The organism is Paraburkholderia saeva, from assembly GCF_907164555.1.
GTDB classification, from domain to species: Bacteria; Pseudomonadota; Gammaproteobacteria; order Burkholderiales; family Burkholderiaceae; genus Paraburkholderia; species Paraburkholderia saeva.
Window position 1 is genome coordinate 247894 of the sequence record NZ_CAJQZC010000010.1, and the last position, 17657, is coordinate 265550.

A 17657-nucleotide genomic window follows, 5' to 3' on the forward strand; every position below is an offset into this window, starting at 1 on the left:
ATTGTATAGATTTATACGCGTCCAGCGGTTAACTTCGCAACCACGGTTGAAAAAGAACGGTTCAGGAGACAGCAGTGGTGGATTGCGACGTAATCATCGTGGGCGGTGGCCCGGTGGGATTGTTTCTCGCGGCGGAGTTGGGCCAGCGTGGCATCAGCGTGGAAGTGTTCGATGCGAAGGCCGGTACGAGCACTCACCCGGCGGCGAACGCGAACAGCGCCCGCACGATGGAACATTTTCGCCGTATCGGCATTGCTTCGACGGTGCGCGCACTCGGGTTGCCCGCCGGTTACGCGACGGATGTCGCGTACTTCACGTCGATCGCGGGCCACGAACTCGCGCGGCTGCATCAACCGGCTTCGCAGGATGCCGTCGAATGGGCAAAGGCCCATGCGTTCACGTGGGCCACGCCCGAGCCGCCGCATCGCTGCTCGCAGTTGTACGTCGAACCCGTTCTGCTCGAAGCGGCCCGCAGCCATACGCAGTGTCACGTGCATTTCAGCGCCCGTGTGGTTGCCTTCTCGCAAGGCGAAGAATCGGTCAGCGCGACGGTCGAACTCGACGCGACGGCGGATCGCCCGGCGCAGACGCGCACCGTGACCGCGCGCTATCTGATCGGCTGTGACGGCCCGCGCAGCTTCGTGCGCAAATCGCTTGGCCTGCGTTACGCGGGCGTCTCTGGCGAGAAGCGCGACTTCATGGGCGGACAGATGGACGCCGTCTACTTCTTTGCGCCCGATATCTATCGCGTGAGCCCGCATCCGCCGGCATGGCAATACTGGACGTTCAGCGCGAAACAGCGGGCGCTCATCATCGCGGTGGACGGCAAGGGTCATTTCATCATGAACGTGCAGACGCGCGAAGATGAATTGAACGACGACGACAGCGTCCGGCGTCGCATCGCCGAAGCCATCGGCGCCGACATTCCGTTCGAACTGAAGAGCAGTTCGACGTGGACCGCGGGCTTCACGCTTGTCGCCGACCGCTTCTCCGCAGGACGTGTATTTCTTGCAGGCGACGCGGCCCATCTGTTCACACCCACGGGCGGCCTTGGCTACAACACCGGCATCGAAGACGCCGCGAATCTCGCGTGGAAGCTCGAAGCGATGGTGAAGGGTCTCGCAGGACCCGCGCTGGGCGCGAGCTATGAAGCCGAGCGCAAGCCTGCCGCGTTGCGCAACACCGCGTTTGCGCGGGGTTTCGCTGACGGCATCGGTCACGTGCAGGTGCCACCCGAAGCGCACATGTCAGGCCCGGCGGGCGATGCTGCACGTGAGGCCGTCGGCAACTATCTGGCGTTTCACGCGACGGCCGAATTCGTGATTCCGGGTGTGCACCTCGGCACGCGTTACGAGCAGTCGCCACTCATCGAAACGGAAGCCGGGCCCGCCGTCCCCGACAGCGCGAACCTGTACGTGCCGTGCGCGCGGGCGGGTCATCGTGCGCCGCACGCGTGGCTCGAAGAGGGGCGCTCGCTTTACGACCGGTTCGGCCCGGGTTTCACGCTGCTGTGCACGGGGCGTGAAGGCATCAACACGCGCGACGACGCGGTGTTGCATCGCGCGGCCTCGGTGCTGCCGCAACTCGCGATTCAGCATGTCGACGAACCGGCGGTCGCGGCGCTATACGGCGCGGCGTTCGTGCTGATCCGTCCAGACCAGCACGTCGCCTGGCGCGGCGATGCACTGGGCGACGAATTCGAGGCCGCCGCGCGACGCGCAATGGGGCATGCGACTGCGGACGTCGTTTCGACTTCGGAACCCGTGTGTCCTGCATCGACGTGAGCGCAGTTTTGCATTGATACATCGACCTGAACGACATCGAGGCCGGCAACGGCTCTACAGAACAAAACCAAACCAGTTTCGCAACGAAGCGAACCATCCTCAGGAGACAGGACATGCACGCGCAAGCCTTTACGCCGGAAGCGGCCACGGACGAGAGAAAGACCTCGCCGCTGCAGATACTCACGTTGATCATCTGCTTTTTTGTTGTCGCTGCCGACGGCTTCGACGTCGCGTCGGTCGGCTACGTCGCGCCGTTGCTGAAAAAGGCGTGGACGCTCAGTCCGGCACAACTCGGTCCGATCTTCGGCGCAGGTCTTTTTGGTCTCACGGTCGGCAGCTTTCTGTTCGGGCCGCTCGCCGACCGTATCGGCCGCAAGCGTGTCATCACGATCTCGCTGATGCTGTTTGGTTTCGGCAGTCTTGCGTGTGCCTATGCGCCTTCGCCGCTCTGGCTGATCGTGCTTCGCTTTGCCACCGGCGCCGGTCTCGGCGGCGCGATGCCGAATGCGATCACGCTCTCGTCCGAATTCAGCCCGGCACGCAGCCGCGCACTCATGGTCACGCTGATGTTCTGTGGCTTCACGCTCGGGCTGGCGTTCGGCGGGGCCGTGGCGGCGCTGCTGATTCCGGGCTTCGGCTGGCAGGGCGTGTTCATTTTCGGCGGTGTGTTTCCCCTTGTGCTGACGCCCATCGTCTGGATCTGGATGCCGGAATCGCTGCGCTTCATGGCGGGTAAGCCGCGCTATGAACGCGAAACGCGTCAGGTGCTAAAGCGCCTGACCGGCGACGAAAACACGCCGATCGAACAGGTGATTCCGGAAGACGCGAAGGCGAACGCCGTGCAGGAGACCGCGGTCGGCACGCTGTTCAGCCGACGCTATCGCACCGGCACGCTGCTGTTGTGGCTGGCGTTCTTCTGCACCTTGTGGGTGTACTACCAGATCACCAGCTGGCTGCCGACCGTCATTACCGGCGCCGGTATCGATCCGTCGCACGCGGCGCGCGTCGGCGCCATGCTGCCGCTCGGCGGCACGATCGGTTCGCTCATCAACGCACGTCTGATGGACCGGATGAATCCGTTCTTCGTGCTGGCTGGCTCGTACGCAATCGCCGCCGTGTCGATCGCCCTGATCGGCTTCTCGATCAATGAGCCCATGTGGGTCTATGTGGCCTGTTTCATGGCGGGGCTCGGCCTTTCGGGTGCGCAGACGGGCGCCAACGTGCTGGTGGCCGGCTTCTATACGACAGCGGCGCGCGCAACGGGCGTGAGCTGGGCGCTGGGCGTCGGTCGGATCGGCTCGATCATCGGATCGATGACGGGCGGCGTCCTGCTTGTCGCGTTCCACACAGTCGATGTCGCCTTTGTCGCGTTCGCCGCACCGGTCGTGATCGCAGGCATTGCGATGCTGGTGAACGGCTGGGTCTATCGCGGTCGCAGCACGACGCAGGCGTGAACCACACAGTTTCGTTTCATGGCGACCGAGGGTCGCCGTTATCAGGAGAGTGACATGCGGTACGTGAGTTTTGAAAAGGACGGCAAGGCGCTATTGGGCGTGCGTGAGAACGGTGCAATCCGGACGCTCGATGAAACCACGCTCGAAGAACTGCTGGCGCGCGGCGTGGATCTGCGCACATGGGCGAGCCGGCAGGAGGGCGGTCGCATCGAATCAGAAGAAAGCCTGACGTTCTTGCCGCCGCTGCGCCGTCCGCCCAAGATCCTGTGCGTCGGCCTGAATTTCAGCGACCACTCGAAGGAAAGCAATTTCGAACAGCCCGATTACCCGACGATGTTCCTGCGTCTGCATACGAGCCTCGTCGCGCATAACGCGCCCATTGTTCGCCCGCGTGTCTCGGACAGCCTCGATTACGAAGGCGAGATCGCGGTCGTGCTCGGCAAGGGCGGCCGTCATATCCGCAAGGAAGATGCGCTCTCGCACGTGGCGGGCTACGCGCTCTTTAACGACGCATCGGTGCGCGAGTACCAGTTCATGACGCCGCAATGGACGATGGGCAAGAACTTCGACGGCACGGGCGCGTTCGGTCCGGACTTCGTGACCGCGGACGAACTGCCGCCGGGCGCAAAGGGCCTGCGGCTCGAGACGCGCCTGAACGGTGAAGTCGTGCAGTCCGCGTCCACGGACGACATGGTGTTCGACGTCGAAACGCTGATCGTGATGTTGAGCGAAGCCGTCACGCTGGAAGCGGGCGACGTCATCGTGTCGGGCACGCCTTCAGGGGTGGGCTGGGCGCGCAATCCGAAGCTGCTGATGCGTCATGGCGACGTGTGCGAAGTGTCGGTGGAAGGACTCGGTACGTTGCGTAACAAGATCGTCGACGAAGTCGCCGGCTAAGGCGATTCGCATCGGATCAGGACGGCCGCAGGCAGCCTGCATTGGACCGGAGCAAGGCGCTGAAGCGTCGACTCGGGTCAAGAGGAGACACCATGTCCGCAAATCGCGATTCGCAGATAACCGCCGTACATTCGATCGATCATTTCGCGCTGAACGTGCCTTCGCTCGGCGACGCCGAACGGTTTTACAGCACGTTCGGGCTCGACGTCACACGCACTTCGACAGGGCTCGACGTGCGCGCGGCGGACGGTCATCGCTGGGCACGTATCTTTTCTGCCAGCCACAAGTCGCTCGCACATCTGACGTTCAACTGCTTTGAAGGCGACCTCGCCGCGATCGTGCGCCAGGTCGAAGCCGCTGGCGTCACCACGGATTTTTCAGTTCGCGCTCCGGATGACGCAATCGATAGCGAAGGTTTCTGGTTCAACGATCCTGATGGGAACCTGATTCAGGTTCGCGTCGGACCCAAGACTTCGCCGGATGCCAAGGCGCCGCTCGGACACCGTAATGCGCCCGCGGACGCGCGCGGTTCGTGCGTGCGCTCCGACATCGCACAGGTGCGTCCGCGCCGCATGTCGCACGTGCTGCTTTTCACACCGGACGTGCTGCGCGCGCTTGCGTTCTACAGGGAGGCTCTGGGCCTGCGCCTGTCGGACCGTTCGGCCGACATCATCGCGTTCACGCATGCACCGCACGGCAGCGATCACCATCTTGTCGCATTCGCGAAGAGTTCCGCCAAAGGCTGGCATCACGTCGCGTGGGACGTCGCGAGCATCGACGAAGTGGGCAACGGCGCATCGCAGATGGCAGCGGCCGGCTTCACGGAAGGCTGGGGCACAGGCCGGCACGTGCTGGGCTCGAACTACTTCCATTACGTGCGCGATCCGTGGGGCTCGTTCTCCGAGTACTCCGCGGATATCGACTATGTGTCAGCCGGTGCTGAGTGGCCCGCAGGCGACTTCGCACCAGAAGACTCGCTGTATCAGTGGGGCCCGGACGTGCCGCCTTATTTCATACACAACACAGAGGCATGACGACGACTCACGCCGTATCAAGCGCAAAACCACACTAAACCACGCTCAGGACTGGAGACATGAAATACAAAACCATTGCGGCCGCGGCCGCGCTCGCCGTCAGCGGCACCGCCTTCGCGCAAAGCAGCGTCACGCTGTATGGCGTGCTCGATACCGGGATCGAACTCGTCACGCACGCCAATGCGGCAGGCGACGCCCTCATCCGCATGCCGGGCATCACCGGCTCGATGCCGTCGCGCTGGGGGCTGCGTGGCAAGGAGGACCTGGGTGGCGGGCTTGCAGCTGTCTTCACGCTGGAAAACGGCTTCAATACGCGCGCCGGAGACGTGAACCAGGGCGGGCGTCTGTTTGGCCGCCAGGCGTGGGTCGGGCTGTCGAACCAATACGGCGCGCTGACGTTTGGCCGCCAGTACACGATGTCGTTCTGGGCCATCACCGATGCCGACGCGCTCGGACCGGACATCTACGGCGGCGTGGGATCCATCGATGCCTACATCCCGAACGCGCGCAGCGACAACACAGTCGCATACAAGGGCACCTTCGGCGGCTTCACGGCGGGTGCGACCTATTCGTTCGGGCGCGATTCGGCCGGCACCGGCAACTCGCCTGGCCAGGGCACATGCGCCGGGTCGATTCCCGGTAACGCGCAGGCGTGCCAGCAGTGGTCGGCGATGCTGCGCTATGACGGTGCATCGTTCGGCGTTGCGGCGGCGTACGACGAGCAGCACGGCGGCCCGGGTGCCGCAGCGAATTTCTTCAACGGCGTTGCGCCGATTCCGCTGACGAACAGCGGCGACAAGGACAGCCGTACCCAGCTGAACGGTTACTTCAAGGTTGGGTCGTTCAAGATCGGCGGCGGGTGGCTGGGACGCTTTGTCGATACTTCGTCGCCTGCGGTGCCCGATGTGCATTCGAACATCTACTACCTGACGGGCACCTATTACGTGACACCGTACGCGATCCTCGATGGTGGCGTGTATCGCACGATCGACAGCCAGCAGGACACGCGCGGGACGCTTGCGGCGCTGCGGGGAACGTATCTGCTGTCGAAGCAGACGAGCGTCTATCTGCAGAGCGGTTATCTCTTCAACAGCGCGAAGGCGCGTTACACGCTGAGCCAGGGCGGCCCGGGCACGACACCGGCCGCGGGCATCGGTCAGCTCGGCGTGATGGCGGGCATCAGGCATATGTTCTGACGTGAATGCGGCACAGTTCGTGTCGCGTCGGTCTCCTGCGTTTTTTGTAGCACGATACGGGCGGGCTCCTGGCTGGGGCGCCGCCCGTTTTGTCCTGCGGCGCTGCTGCATGTGCTGCAACACGTTCTGTTTCGTCCGGAAACGCCCGGTTTGCATTTCCATGCTTCGCCCACCATACTGGTTTTGTCTAACGATCTTCCGGGCGACGTTCGATGAATCAGGACGACAATCACGCAGGAAAAGCAGATCGCCGCGAGCATTCCCATGCTCGCGATCATGCCCATTCGCACGACCATGAAGGGAGCGCGCTGCCTGAGATGGATTTGCGCGTGCGCGCGCTGGAATCGTTGCTGGTAGAAAAAGGCTATGTCGATCCGGCGGCGCTCGATGTCTTCATCGAAACCTACGAACACGCGGTCGGCCCACGCAACGGCGCGCACGTGGTTGCAAAGGCGTGGTCCGACCCGGCATACCTTCGGTGGCTGCTCGAGGACGCCACGGCCGCGATTGCATCGCTGGGTTACACCGGCCGGCAGGGCGAGCACATGGTCGCGCTGGAAAACACGCCGACGGTTCACAACATGGTGGTCTGCACGTTGTGCTCGTGTTACCCCTGGACGGTGCTCGGTTTGCCGCCCGTCTGGTACAAGTCGGCGCCGTACCGTTCGCGCGCCGTGATCGATCCGCGCGGCGTCCTGAAGGAGTTCGGTTTCGAACTGCCTGCCGAAGTGGAATTCCGCGTCTGGGATTCGACCGCCGAGGTCCGCTACCTGGTGCTGCCGATGCGCCCGGCCGGCACCGAGGCCTTAAGCGAAGAGGAACTCGCAGAACTCGTCACGCGCGATTCGATGATCGGCACCGGTTTGCCGCATGCATACCCACCACAACGGGAGGCGCCATGAACGGCGCGCAGGATCTTGGCGGCATGCAGGCGTTCGGTCCGGTGCAGCCGGAAGCCGAAGACGCTCCGCTTTTTCACGCCGCGTGGGAGCGCCGGGTCTTCGCGATCACGCTTGCAATGGGCGCGACCGGCAAGTGGAACATCGACACGTCACGTGCCGCGCGTGAGAGCCTGCCGCCCGCGCAGTACCTTGCCAGCAGCTACTACGAGATCTGGTTCGAAGGGCTCAGGAAACTGCTGCACGGTAGCGGCCTTGCGAGTGCCGGGGAACTCGAATCGGGAACGCTTCAGATCTCTGCAGCGCCGGTTCCGCGCGTATTGACGGCAGATCAGGTCAAGGCGGCGTTGCTGCGTGGAAGTCCGGTCAATCGGCCGGTGACGCATGACGCGCGCTTCCAGGTGGGCGACGCAGTGCGTACCTGCAAGATGAATCCTTCGACACATACGCGGCTGCCGCGTTACTGCCGCGACAAACGCGGCACGATTGTCGCGCTGCGCGGCGTGCACGTATTTCCCGATACGAACGCGTCTGGGCGCGGTGAGAATCCGGAATGGCTCTATACCGTACGCTTCGACGCTGCGGAATTGTGGGGAGCGGATACGACGGCTTCCTCCGTCTGCGTCGACTGCTGGGAGCCTTATCTCGACATCGACGCCAACGATGCAAACCGACATGCAACCCACTGAAATGGATCTGCACGACTTGCGGGCGGCGCTCCCGGGTTTGCCTTGCACCGAAGATGGGCCCGTATTCAATGCGCCCTGGCAAGCCCAGGCATTTGCAATGACCCTGGCCTTGCACGCCCGGGGCGCGTTCACCTGGAAGGAATGGGCGCATACGTTGCATGAGGCGATGTGCGACGCGCAGTCTGCCGGTGACCCGGATCATGGCGACACGTATTACGTGCACTGGCTGACCGCGCTCGAACGCATCGCCACGGCCAAAGGTCTGGTATCGGCGGGCGGCCTGCTACAGCGTCGCAACGAATGGGATGCGGCCGCGCGTCGTACACCGCATGGTCGGCCAATTGAATTGTGATTGGGGCACGCATGCATGTGCGGTGTGATGGTTGCCTGCGATCGTATCTGCAGCGCCATGCGCAGTCCGCAAGGAGTTAAACGATGGAAAGCGAGTCACCCGACAGCACGGCCGGCCCGGTGCACCAGGGTCCAACATCGGACGGCGCTGGCACCGGCTGGGTCGATCAGCGCGACGCCGCCGCTGCAATCGCAACGCTTGTCGCAAAGATCGGTGAGCAGCAGGCGACGATCGCGGCCAGTGACAAAACCCATCTCGACGGACGCATCGACCGTGGTCAGCATCAAAAGCAGCTTCTCGGTGCGTTCGGCACGCTCCGTCTTTTCGACACCATTCCCGATGTGCTGAGGCAAGGACCGTTTGCGTTGCCCGACAGTGCAGCCGCGCCGGTCGCATATCGTGTGGCTTGCCGGATTTCCAATGGCCAGCCCTGTCCGTTCTCTGACCGCGCGCCCGATGTGCGCGGCGTCGCGCTCAAGTTTTTCACAACCCAGGGCGTCGAAACCGATCTGCTGATGACCAACGAAGGTGGCCGTTCGCACGCGAGAAACGCAGTGCAGTTCATGGATTTCGCCGACGTCATCGTCGCGCAGATCGCGAAGGGCGCAACCGGTGCGCTTGAGCAGCTGTCGCGGGATGTGCTCGATGGAAAACTCGGGCTGGTCGAGTCCGCGCGCATTCTCGGGATCCTCGCCAAAGAGACCACGCTTCATACCGTCAACAGTCTTGCGACGGAGCAATACTGGGGCTCGGTCGTCCGGCTCGGCGATGTCGCGTTCAAATACACGTTGCAGCCTCACGACGCGACCGCGCAGGGAACGCAGGCGGACCGCGAAAGCGACAACTATCTGCGCGAGGATATTGTTAGCCGCCTGCACGACGGTCCTGTCAGATGGCAACTTTGCGTTGCGCTGTTCGTCGATGAAACCACGACCCCGGTACAGGATGCGTCAGTTGCATGGATGGGTCCGCTGGTTCCGGTCGGCGAACTGGAGATTGTTGCGCCGCCTTCCGCCGGCGACGAAGCCGTCATCAACCAGATGGCGTTCAATCCTGCACATGGTTTCGAGCCGCTCGGCATCACGCATGCAAGAGGCGATGTCTATGCGGCGAGCGCCGCGAACCGCAAGGACCGTGGCGTCCTGTCGAGCGATGAAGCGCGTAGGTTTCTTCAGGCGCGCTGTGACAACACACTGGAGCGTGATGAATGACCGAGGTTGAAATGCAGCTTCGTCTGCTGGCGGCTTGCGCGATTGCGCAGGAGGCGGGTTATCTCGTGCGTCGAAGATTTCTTGAGCGCGATGACGTATTGAAACTGAAGTTCAAGGGACCCCAGGACTATCTGACTGAAACCGATGCCGAAGTCGAAAAGCTGATCGCATTGCGGCTTTCACAGGCCTTTCCCGATGATGGCTTCTTTGGGGAGGAGGGCGGCGGTGCCTTTAGCGAAAGCGTGTGGATTGTCGACCCAATCGACGGCACCGCTGATTTCGCGCGTGGCATTGCGTACTTTTGCGTTTCGATTGCGTTTGTGCATCAGGGGCGCACGCAGATCGGTGTGCTGTATGACCCGATGGCCGACGAACTGTTCGCCGCACGCCGTGGTTCTGGCGCGACGTTGAACGGGCGCGCGATCAAGGTGAGCGCCATCGATGACCCGCGTCAGTCGGTCGTCGAACTGGGCTGGTCGCCCCGGGCGCCGTTCCCGGATTATCTCAAGGTCGCGACCCGTCTTAACGACCTCGGTGCCGGTGTCAAGCGATGCGGCTCGGGCGCGCTCGGTCTGGCGTATGTGGCGGCGGGGCGTCAGGACGCCTATTGCGAGCTGCACATCAATGCGTGGGATGCAGCGGCCGCCGTTCTCCTCATCGAGGAAGCCGGCGGCTGGACCAACGATTTCCTCACAGCGGCGTGCCTGCAGCACGGCAATCGCGTGATCGGCTGCACGCCGAAACTGCGCGATGTGCTGGAGGAGGCGATGCGGGTGTGAGGTGCGGGAGCGGGCCGCTTTGGCCTGTAGTCCCAAACAGTCATACAGAAAACGGGCGCGGACGGCTAACGTCTTGCGCCCGTTTTTTTCGCCGGCAACACCCCTTGGGGTAAACACATATTTGCGTATAACAAAACATTTATACAATAACTAAAAATTAACCAATGGCAATGTTGTTTGCCATCGGCTAACCGGCATGACTGTAACTGGAGACGCGATGCAGACGAACTATCAGACCCGGCGCTTTGCCTATGCGCGCGCCGCGGATCACGACGCGGCTACGCCAGCGCTCTATCCGGTGGTCGTCATTGGCGCGGGTCCGGTCGGCCTCACCGCGGCGATCGATCTTGCCCGGCAGGGCGTACGCACAGTGCTCGTCGATAACGACGACACGCTGTCCAGCGGTTCGCGCGCGATCTGTTTTGCGAAGCGCACGCTTGAGGTGTTCGACCGTCTGGGGTGCGGCGAGAGGATGATCGAGAAGGGCGTCAGCTGGAACGTCGGCAAGGTGTTTCTGCAGGACGATCTCGTCTACACGTTCAACCTGTTGCCGGAAACCGGCCACGCGCGCCCGGCGTTCATCAATCTCCAGCAGTATTACGTCGAAGGGTATCTGGCCGAACGCGCGATGCAGATGGACAATTTGCAGATGCGCTGGAAAAGCACGGTCACAGGCCTCACCCATCACGACGGCTACGTCGAATTGCAGGTGGAAACACCGGACGGCGTCTATCCGCTGCGTGCGCAATACGTCATCGCGGCCGACGGCTCGCGCAGCGCGGTGCGCCGTTGCATGGGACTCGACAGCCACGGCCGCACGTTCAAGGACCGCTTTCTGATCGCCGACGTGAAAATGAAGGCGTCGTTCCCAAGCGAGCGCTGGTTCTGGTTCGATCCGCCGTTTCACCGCAACCAGTCGGTGTTGTTGCATCGTCAGCCGGACAACGTGTGGCGCATCGATTTCCAGCTTGGCTGGGACGCTGATCCCGTCGCAGAAAAACAGCCGGAGCGCGTGATTCCGCGCGTGAAGGCGCTGCTTGGCGACGATGCCGAATTCGAACTGGAATGGGTGAGCGTCTACACGTTTTCGTGTCAGCGCATGGACAGCTTCCGCCACGGTCGCGTGCTGTTCGCGGGCGATTCCGCACATGGCGTCTCGCCGTTCGGCGCACGCGGCGCGAATAGCGGCGTGCAGGATGCCGACAACCTCGCGTGGAAACTGCGGCTTGTCGTGAACGGCGATGCACCGCCCGCGCTGCTCGACACGTACGCGTCCGAGCGTGAATATGCCGCCGACGAAAACATCCTCAACTCGACGCGCGCCACCGATTTCATCACGCCGAAGAGCGCGATATCGCGCATGTTCCGCGACGCGACGTTAAAGCTTGCGAAAGACTGCCCGTTCGCGCGACGCGTCGCGAACAGCGGAAGGCTTTCGCTACCCACAGTGCTGCGTCATTCGCCGCTGAACACACCTGACGAAACCGCTGACGCGTTTGCCTGTGCGATGGTGCCGGGTGCGGTATGCACGGATGCGCCCGTGAAGATAGCGGGCGAGGATGCGTGGTTCCTGCAACAGACGGGCGATGCCGTATTCACCGGAATCTATTTCTGCGGCGCAACAGACGATGTCGCTGCATGTGTAACGCGGCTCGTTCCGTTGACGAAACTGTCGCTACCCATGCGGGCATTGATCGTGGTCCCGCGCGGCACGCAGCTGAACGGCGCAGACCACGCGATACCGCCGGGCATCAACATCGTGGAAGACGTCGAAGGCATCGTCAACACGCGCTTCGACGCACGCGCGGACACGTTCTATCTGCTACGTCCCGATCAGCATGTGTGCGCGCGCTGGCGTGCATTCGATGCAGCCTCGGTGAAGACCGCGCTCGATCGCGCGACGTGTAACACCTGAAGGATCCCGATCATGAACCGGCTGAACACTGAACTGAATCTCGCGGACCCGGATGCGTTCTACAAGAAACTGATCGACACGCACAACGGCCTGACCGAAGAAGAAAGTCACATGCTGAACGCGAAGCTCGTCCTGCTGCTCGCGAACCATATTGGCGATGCGGACGTACTGGGCGAAGCGCTCGCGATCGCGCGTGCCGGCGTCAGCGGCGCAGGCTAACGACGCCTCACGTCGCGCCCATCCATCCAAACCGCCACGACAAACGCCGGGTTGCCGCGAGCAGTTGCAGGGCAGTCTCACCCTGCTTGCCGCGCCCGAAATCCCCCGACGAACCGATCAGTGCGATCACAAGACAAATACTCCCCGTGTGATCGAACACCGGCGCCGCGAGCGTCCCGATGCCGGGCACTGGCGCATCGAAGGCGTCGTCGATGCCGGCCTCACGTATTTGTGCGAGGCGCGAACGGTAAGCCGCACGCAATGTCACGCTGCCTTTCTTCGAAGGCGCGAGCACTTCAGCCGGATCGGCGCCCGCTAGACGAATGTTTTCCTGCGGGAGCAAACCGGCGAGCACATCCCCGGAAACATGCGCGGCGAAGACGCGCCCGATCGCCGTATTCACGAGCGACATCACCGTGCCGACGCGCAGGCTCACGTGATGCGGCTGCGACGATTCCTCCAGTCGGATCACGGTTGGCCCGAGCGGCCCCAGCGTGGCGGCCGCGACGCTCATTCCTGAGCCAGCAGCAAGCGTGGCGATTTCCGGTTCGGCTTCGCGGATCGGCGAGAGACGTTGTAGCGCGATCAGCCCCAGTTCAAGCCCAAGCGGCCCGGGGCTGAAGAGGCCCGCATCGTCGCGACTGAGCAACCCGATCTTGAGCAGACTGACGAGGTGAGGGAAAGCCTTCGCTGCGGGCATGCCCGCGTCGGCGGCCAGATCGCGCAGCGAGAGGGGCCGGTCTGCCGCGACGAGCGCGAGCAGCAGCTCGCCGGTGTTGTCGAGTGCGCTGATGCCGCGCTGCGCTCTCGCATCGCCGGATAGTGAAGAATGAAGCGGAAGGGAGCCGTCTGGGGTCATGAGGCGATCGCCGGGATGGATTCAGTCGCGGTTGATGAGGGCTTCGGTTACATGCTGCGATGCGTCTCGCAACGCGTGCGCTACGGCACCGTCCCAGTCGACGTCGATCGAGCCCGACGGACCGATCACCGTCAGCGCGAGCTGCATGCGGCGCTCTGCATCGAAAACCGGCACGCTCAGGCTGCTGATGCCAGGGCTCGGCGCATCGACACCGCGCTCCATGCCGCGCGCACGAATTTCGTCGAGACGTTTGCGCAGTGGCGCATCGAATGCGGGCACGTGCATAGCCTTTGTATCGTGCGCGATGTTCATTCGATCAGCGGTACGTGTCTGGCTTTGCCACATCGCGGCGACCTGCGAGGGTGCGAAGAACGCGCAGAACACACGCCCCGTCGACGTCGCTTCGAGCGACATCACGGTGCCGACGTGAAGATTGACGTGCAGCGAAAATCCGCCGCGTTCGTAACGCACGATCGTCGGCCCCTGCGTGCCCGCGACGCACACCGCGACGCTGTAGCCGACGGCTTCAGCGAGCGCAGCCGCCTGCGGCACGGCCACGTGAAAGGCCGGCTGCTGCCCGATATGCAAAAGCCCCAGCCGCAGTGCAAGCGGGCCTGGTTCGTAACTGCCGGTTACTGCATCGCGCTTGACGAGACCGAGCCGCGTCAGGCTCACGAGATAGGTGAAGGCCTGTGCCGCCGAAAGCTGCGCCGCGCCCGCCAGTTCGCTCAGGCCAAGCGGCCCGCGATGACGCGCAAGCGCATCGAGCAGACGGCCGCCCACTTCGACGCTCTGGATGCCACGCTGCTTCTTTGCCGCGGACGTGTCGTCGGAAGGGCTTTCGATATCTCCGGTCTTTGAAGGCCTGGTCAATTTGAATGTCTCGTGCTGGAACGACAGCATGGTATCCGATCCCGTCGGGCAAACCGCGTGATCGTCGTTTACCCGAAATTAGCGTTTAGCAAATATATTTGCCATTGACAAATTATCACATTCGGCCGACCATGGCTTCATCCCCTTACCAGGCGGCAATGGAGACACACATGACAAAGGCATTCGCATCGCAGGCAGATCTCGAAGAAAAGAAGATCACGTTCACGCAGCTATCCGACAACGCCTGGGCGTACACGGCTGAAGGCGACCCGAATTCCGGCGTGATCATCGGTGACGACGGCGTGCTGATCGTCGACACCACGGCCACGCCGGCGATGGCGCAGGACCTCATCGCAAGGATCCGCAGCGTGACCGACAAGCCGATCAAATACGTCGTGCTGTCGCATTACCACGCGGTGCGCGTGCTCGGCGCATCGGCGTATTTCGCGGAAGGCGCGCAGCAGATCATCGCGAGCCGCGGCACGTACGAGATGATCGTCGAGCGCGGTGAGCAGGATATGAAGTCGGAAATCGAGCGGTTTCCGCGCCTCTTCGCAGGCGTTGAGACGGTGCCGGGCCTCACATGGCCCACGCTCGTCTTTGAAAAGGAAATCACGCTGTGGCTCGGCAAGCTGGAAGTGAAGATCGCGCATCTGGGCTCGGGTCATACGAAGGGCGACACGGTCGTGTGGCTGCCGTCGCAGAAGGTGCTGTTCTCCGGCGACCTCGTCGAATACGACGCGGCGTGCTATTGCGGCGACGCTCAACTCGAGCAGTGGCCCGCCACGCTCGAAGCGTTGCGCGGGCTTGGCGCCGAAAAGCTCGTCCCGGGTCGCGGCCCGGCGCTGCTTTCGCCGGCCGATGTCGATAAAGGTATCGACTACACGAAGGATTTCGTGACCACGCTTCTGAAGGCCGGTCGCGAAGCGTACGCGCAGAAGCTCGACCTGAAGGGCGCGATGGCGCTCACGCGCAAATCGATGGACCCGAAGTTCGGGCACGTGTTCATCTACGAACACTGCCTGCCGTTCGACGTCTCGCGTGCATTCGACGAAGCGGGCGGCGTCACGCATCCGCGTATCTGGACCGCGCAGCGCGACAAGGAAATGTGGTCCGCGCTGCAGGACTGATTCCACAGCATCTTTTTCGCGAAAGGCGCGCCGCGCCTTTCACTTTCCTCGAAGACAACGAAGGCGCATAGACGTCTGGACTCAACGCGTCCAAAGAAAGCGACGTGTGATACGCGGAGCGAGACATGCCAGACACCCTCATGGCCGGCACACCGGCATACGTTGCCGACGCTGCCGAAACGGCCGACGAACACGCGATGTTTCGCAAGGTCGCGTGGCGCATCATTCCTTTTTTGTTCCTCTGCTACGTCGTGTCGTTTCTCGACCGCATCAACATCGGCTTCGCGCAGTTGCAGATGAAGCACGATCTCGGTTTCAGCGATGCGATGTACGGCCTTGGCGCCGCGGTGTTCTATGTCGGCTACGTGCTGTGCGAAGTGCCGAGCAATATCCTGCTTGCCCGGTTCGGGGCACGCCGTACGTTTACGCGGATCATGCTGCTGTGGGGGCTCGCCTCGGTCTGCATGATGTTCGTATCGAAGCCCGCGCATTTCTATCTGTTGCGCTTCATGCTCGGCGTATTCGAAGCCGGCTTCTTTCCGGGCATCGTGCTGTATCTGACGTACTGGTTTCCGGTGAACCGGCGCGCGGCGGTGATGTCGGTCTTCTTTGCAGGTGTCGCGGTGGCCGGCGTGCTGGGCGGTCTGTTCTCGGGCTGGATCATGCGTGACATGAGCGGCGTGCTGGGGCTCTTCGGCTGGCAGTGGATGTTCGCGATCGAGGGCGCGCCTGCGGTGATCCTGGCGTTTGTCGCGTTGTTCTTGCTCGTCGACAGGCCGCATGACGCGACGTGGCTCAGCGCATCGGAAAAAGACCGGCTCGTCGCGCTGTGCGCGCAGGGTCACGTTTCAGGCACGGCGCACGACGGGCGATCGTTTCTCGACGCATTGAGGAACCCGCGCGTCTATCTCTTCGCGTTTATCTATTTCTCGCTGACGTGCGCATCGCTCACGCTCAATTTCTGGATGCCGCTGATGATCCGCGACTTCGGGATCAAGGATGTAGTGTCCGTCAGTCTCTTTACGGTCGTGCCGAATGCGATTGGTGCCGTTGGACTCATTCTGATCGCGCGGCGCTCGGACCGCACGGGCGAGCGACGCAGGCACTTTGCGTTCTGCACAATCGGCGGGGGTATGGCACTCGCTGCGCTGACGCTGCATCTGGGCAGCTTTCCCGTGATGCTCGCGATCCTTTCGCTTGCGTGTGTGCTGATCTTCGCGGCGCTGCCGATCTTCTGGTCGGTGCCGCCAGGCTATCTGCCAGGCAAGGCCGCCGCTTCCGGCATCGCGTTTATCAGCAGCATCGGGATCACGAGCGGTATCGTCAGCCCTTGGGTCATCGGGCAGATTCGCACCAGTACGGGCAGCATGGATAACGCCGTCTATCTGCTTGCCGGGCTGCTTGTGCTGAGTGGCGTGGCGCTGATGGCGGGCGTCAAGGCGGATTTCGCAGGAAGCCGTTAAGCCTGGCCTTGGGGCGTCTTTAATGTAACCCGCAGCGCGTTGTATCGCTGGCGTGAAGGACAGATGCACCTGTCCTTCACGCGTGGACTTCAGTCCGTATGCTCAGCCGACATCCATCCGTTTGCCACGCTCGCTGCCGCAAGCTGTTTAGCGATCGAATCGGCGAGTTTTTTCGCGTCGCCGGCAACGCTGTCGCCTTTCATCTCGGACGCGCCATGCAGCGAGCCGCCCGTCGCCGCAGCGGTTGCGACGTGGCCCGCAGCCGCGCCCACGCCCGCTGTTTCCGCGACGCCGGGCATGTGGCCGCTATTTGCATCGGCAGAGAAGCTTTGCAGCGGCATCGGCGAGCCATTGGCGGGCTTGTAGAGGATCTGGACCGACGCGCCCACTTCGCTCTTGCCGGCGCCAAGCCCGATCAGGATGCGACGGCGACGGCTGCCTTCGTCGATCGTCTGGAAGTTGCCCTCGACGATCAGCGCGTTCTGGTTCGCCGGTGCAGGGCCGTCCACGCGCACTGCGTTGAGTCCCATCGATTGCAGCTCGCGCACGATTTCGTTAGCGACCTGTACGCGTGTATCGACGGCTGTCTGATCCTGCTTTTGTGCAGACGATTCGCCGCTCATTGCAATCTTCAGCTTCTGCCCCATCCCGCTGTCCATTTTCACTTCGCCGGGTGTGGCATCGAACGCATACACGTAGATCACGTCGGCGCGAGCGAGTGGTGCGGCGCTGGCTTGCGTTGCATTCGTGGCAGCCGAGGCAGCGCCTGTCAGCAGCAGCGATCCCGCCACAAGTGCCGTGCCGGCCAGAAGCTTTGCGTTGCGAACGAGGGCGTTGAAAGAGGTTTGCATGTCGCATCCTGTCATCGGCACCGGTGTGCCGTCAATTGCCGGGGAGGTCGCC

At 62.8% G+C, this 17657-nt stretch carries 17 protein-coding genes; 14 read left to right on the forward strand and 3 right to left on the reverse strand.

Going from position 1 to position 17657, the window contains the following annotated elements:
* The first annotated feature begins 77 nt into the window (after positions 1–77).
* From LPA36_RS23840 to LPA36_RS23895, 12 genes are all read left to right on the forward strand, one after another.
* Positions 78–1784, forward strand: a complete 1707-nt coding sequence (locus LPA36_RS23840) for an FAD-dependent monooxygenase (protein ID WP_228882280.1) — start codon at positions 78–80, stop codon at positions 1782–1784.
* 113 nt (positions 1785–1897) lie between these two features.
* Entirely contained in the window at positions 1898–3238 is a 1341-nt protein-coding gene (locus LPA36_RS23845; RefSeq protein WP_228882282.1) for an MFS transporter, read from the forward strand.
* A gap of 54 nt (positions 3239–3292) precedes the next feature.
* Complete coding sequence (locus LPA36_RS23850) at positions 3293–4135, forward strand: fumarylacetoacetate hydrolase family protein (protein ID WP_228882284.1); 843 nt, start codon at positions 3293–3295, stop codon at positions 4133–4135.
* 92 nt (positions 4136–4227) lie between these two features.
* Positions 4228–5169, forward strand: a complete 942-nt coding sequence (locus LPA36_RS23855; protein WP_228882286.1) for a VOC family protein — start codon at positions 4228–4230, stop codon at positions 5167–5169.
* Positions 5170–5228: 59 nt separating this feature from the next.
* Entirely contained in the window at positions 5229–6365 is a 1137-nt protein-coding gene (locus tag LPA36_RS23860; protein WP_228882287.1) for a porin, read from the forward strand.
* 212 nt (positions 6366–6577) lie between these two features.
* Entirely contained in the window at positions 6578–7267 is a 690-nt protein-coding gene (nthA, locus tag LPA36_RS23865; protein ID WP_228882289.1) for a nitrile hydratase subunit alpha, read from the forward strand.
* Positions 7264–7953 (forward strand): nitrile hydratase subunit beta, encoded by a 690-nt coding sequence (gene nthB / locus LPA36_RS23870; RefSeq protein ID WP_228882290.1) that lies wholly within the window; start codon positions 7264–7266, stop codon positions 7951–7953. Before nthA ends, nthB begins: the two co-directional genes overlap by 4 nt.
* Before the next feature lies 1 nt (position 7954).
* Positions 7955–8305 carry a nitrile hydratase accessory protein gene (locus LPA36_RS23875; RefSeq protein WP_228882293.1) on the forward strand — a complete coding sequence of 117 codons (351 nt, stop codon included), beginning with the start codon at positions 7955–7957 and terminating at the stop codon, positions 8303–8305.
* Positions 8306–8388: 83 nt separating this feature from the next.
* On the forward strand, positions 8389–9516 hold the full coding sequence (locus tag LPA36_RS23880) for a catalase family protein (RefSeq protein ID WP_228882294.1): 1128 nt from the start codon (positions 8389–8391) through the stop codon (positions 9514–9516).
* Positions 9513–10295, forward strand: a complete 783-nt coding sequence (locus tag LPA36_RS23885) for an inositol monophosphatase family protein (protein ID WP_228882297.1) — start codon at positions 9513–9515, stop codon at positions 10293–10295. The genes LPA36_RS23880 and LPA36_RS23885 overlap by 4 nt, the downstream gene beginning before the upstream one ends.
* Before the next feature lie 217 nt (positions 10296–10512).
* Positions 10513–12210 carry an FAD-dependent oxidoreductase gene (locus LPA36_RS23890; RefSeq protein ID WP_228882378.1) on the forward strand — a complete coding sequence of 566 codons (1698 nt, stop codon included), beginning with the start codon at positions 10513–10515 and terminating at the stop codon, positions 12208–12210.
* Positions 12211–12222: 12 nt separating this feature from the next.
* The gene (locus LPA36_RS23895) at positions 12223–12429 is read left to right on the forward strand and encodes a DUF2783 domain-containing protein (protein WP_228882299.1); all 207 of its coding nucleotides are present in this window, start codon (positions 12223–12225) and stop codon (positions 12427–12429) included.
* Between the two features lie 7 nt (positions 12430–12436).
* Here LPA36_RS23895 and LPA36_RS23900 read toward each other — a convergent pair whose 3' ends face one another.
* On the reverse strand, positions 12437–13288 hold the full coding sequence (locus tag LPA36_RS23900; protein ID WP_228882301.1) for an IclR family transcriptional regulator: 852 nt from the start codon (positions 13286–13288) through the stop codon (positions 12437–12439).
* A gap of 21 nt (positions 13289–13309) precedes the next feature.
* Positions 13310–14161, reverse strand: coding sequence for an IclR family transcriptional regulator (locus LPA36_RS23905; RefSeq protein WP_228882303.1), 852 nt, complete (start codon positions 14159–14161; stop codon positions 13310–13312).
* Positions 14162–14331: 170 nt separating this feature from the next.
* On the opposite strand from LPA36_RS23905, the gene LPA36_RS23910 reads away from it, so the two are divergent.
* Positions 14332–15291 carry an MBL fold metallo-hydrolase gene (locus LPA36_RS23910; RefSeq protein WP_228882306.1) on the forward strand — a complete coding sequence of 320 codons (960 nt, stop codon included), beginning with the start codon at positions 14332–14334 and terminating at the stop codon, positions 15289–15291.
* A 125-nt stretch (positions 15292–15416) separates the two neighbouring features.
* Positions 15417–16754, forward strand: coding sequence for an MFS transporter (locus tag LPA36_RS23915; RefSeq protein ID WP_228882308.1), 1338 nt, complete (start codon positions 15417–15419; stop codon positions 16752–16754).
* An 89-nt stretch (positions 16755–16843) separates the two neighbouring features.
* Here the strand turns inward: LPA36_RS23915 and LPA36_RS23920 are convergent, their stop codons facing one another.
* Positions 16844–17605, reverse strand: coding sequence for a DUF4410 domain-containing protein (locus LPA36_RS23920; RefSeq protein WP_228882311.1), 762 nt, complete (start codon positions 17603–17605; stop codon positions 16844–16846).
* Positions 17606–17657 lie beyond the last annotated feature (52 nt).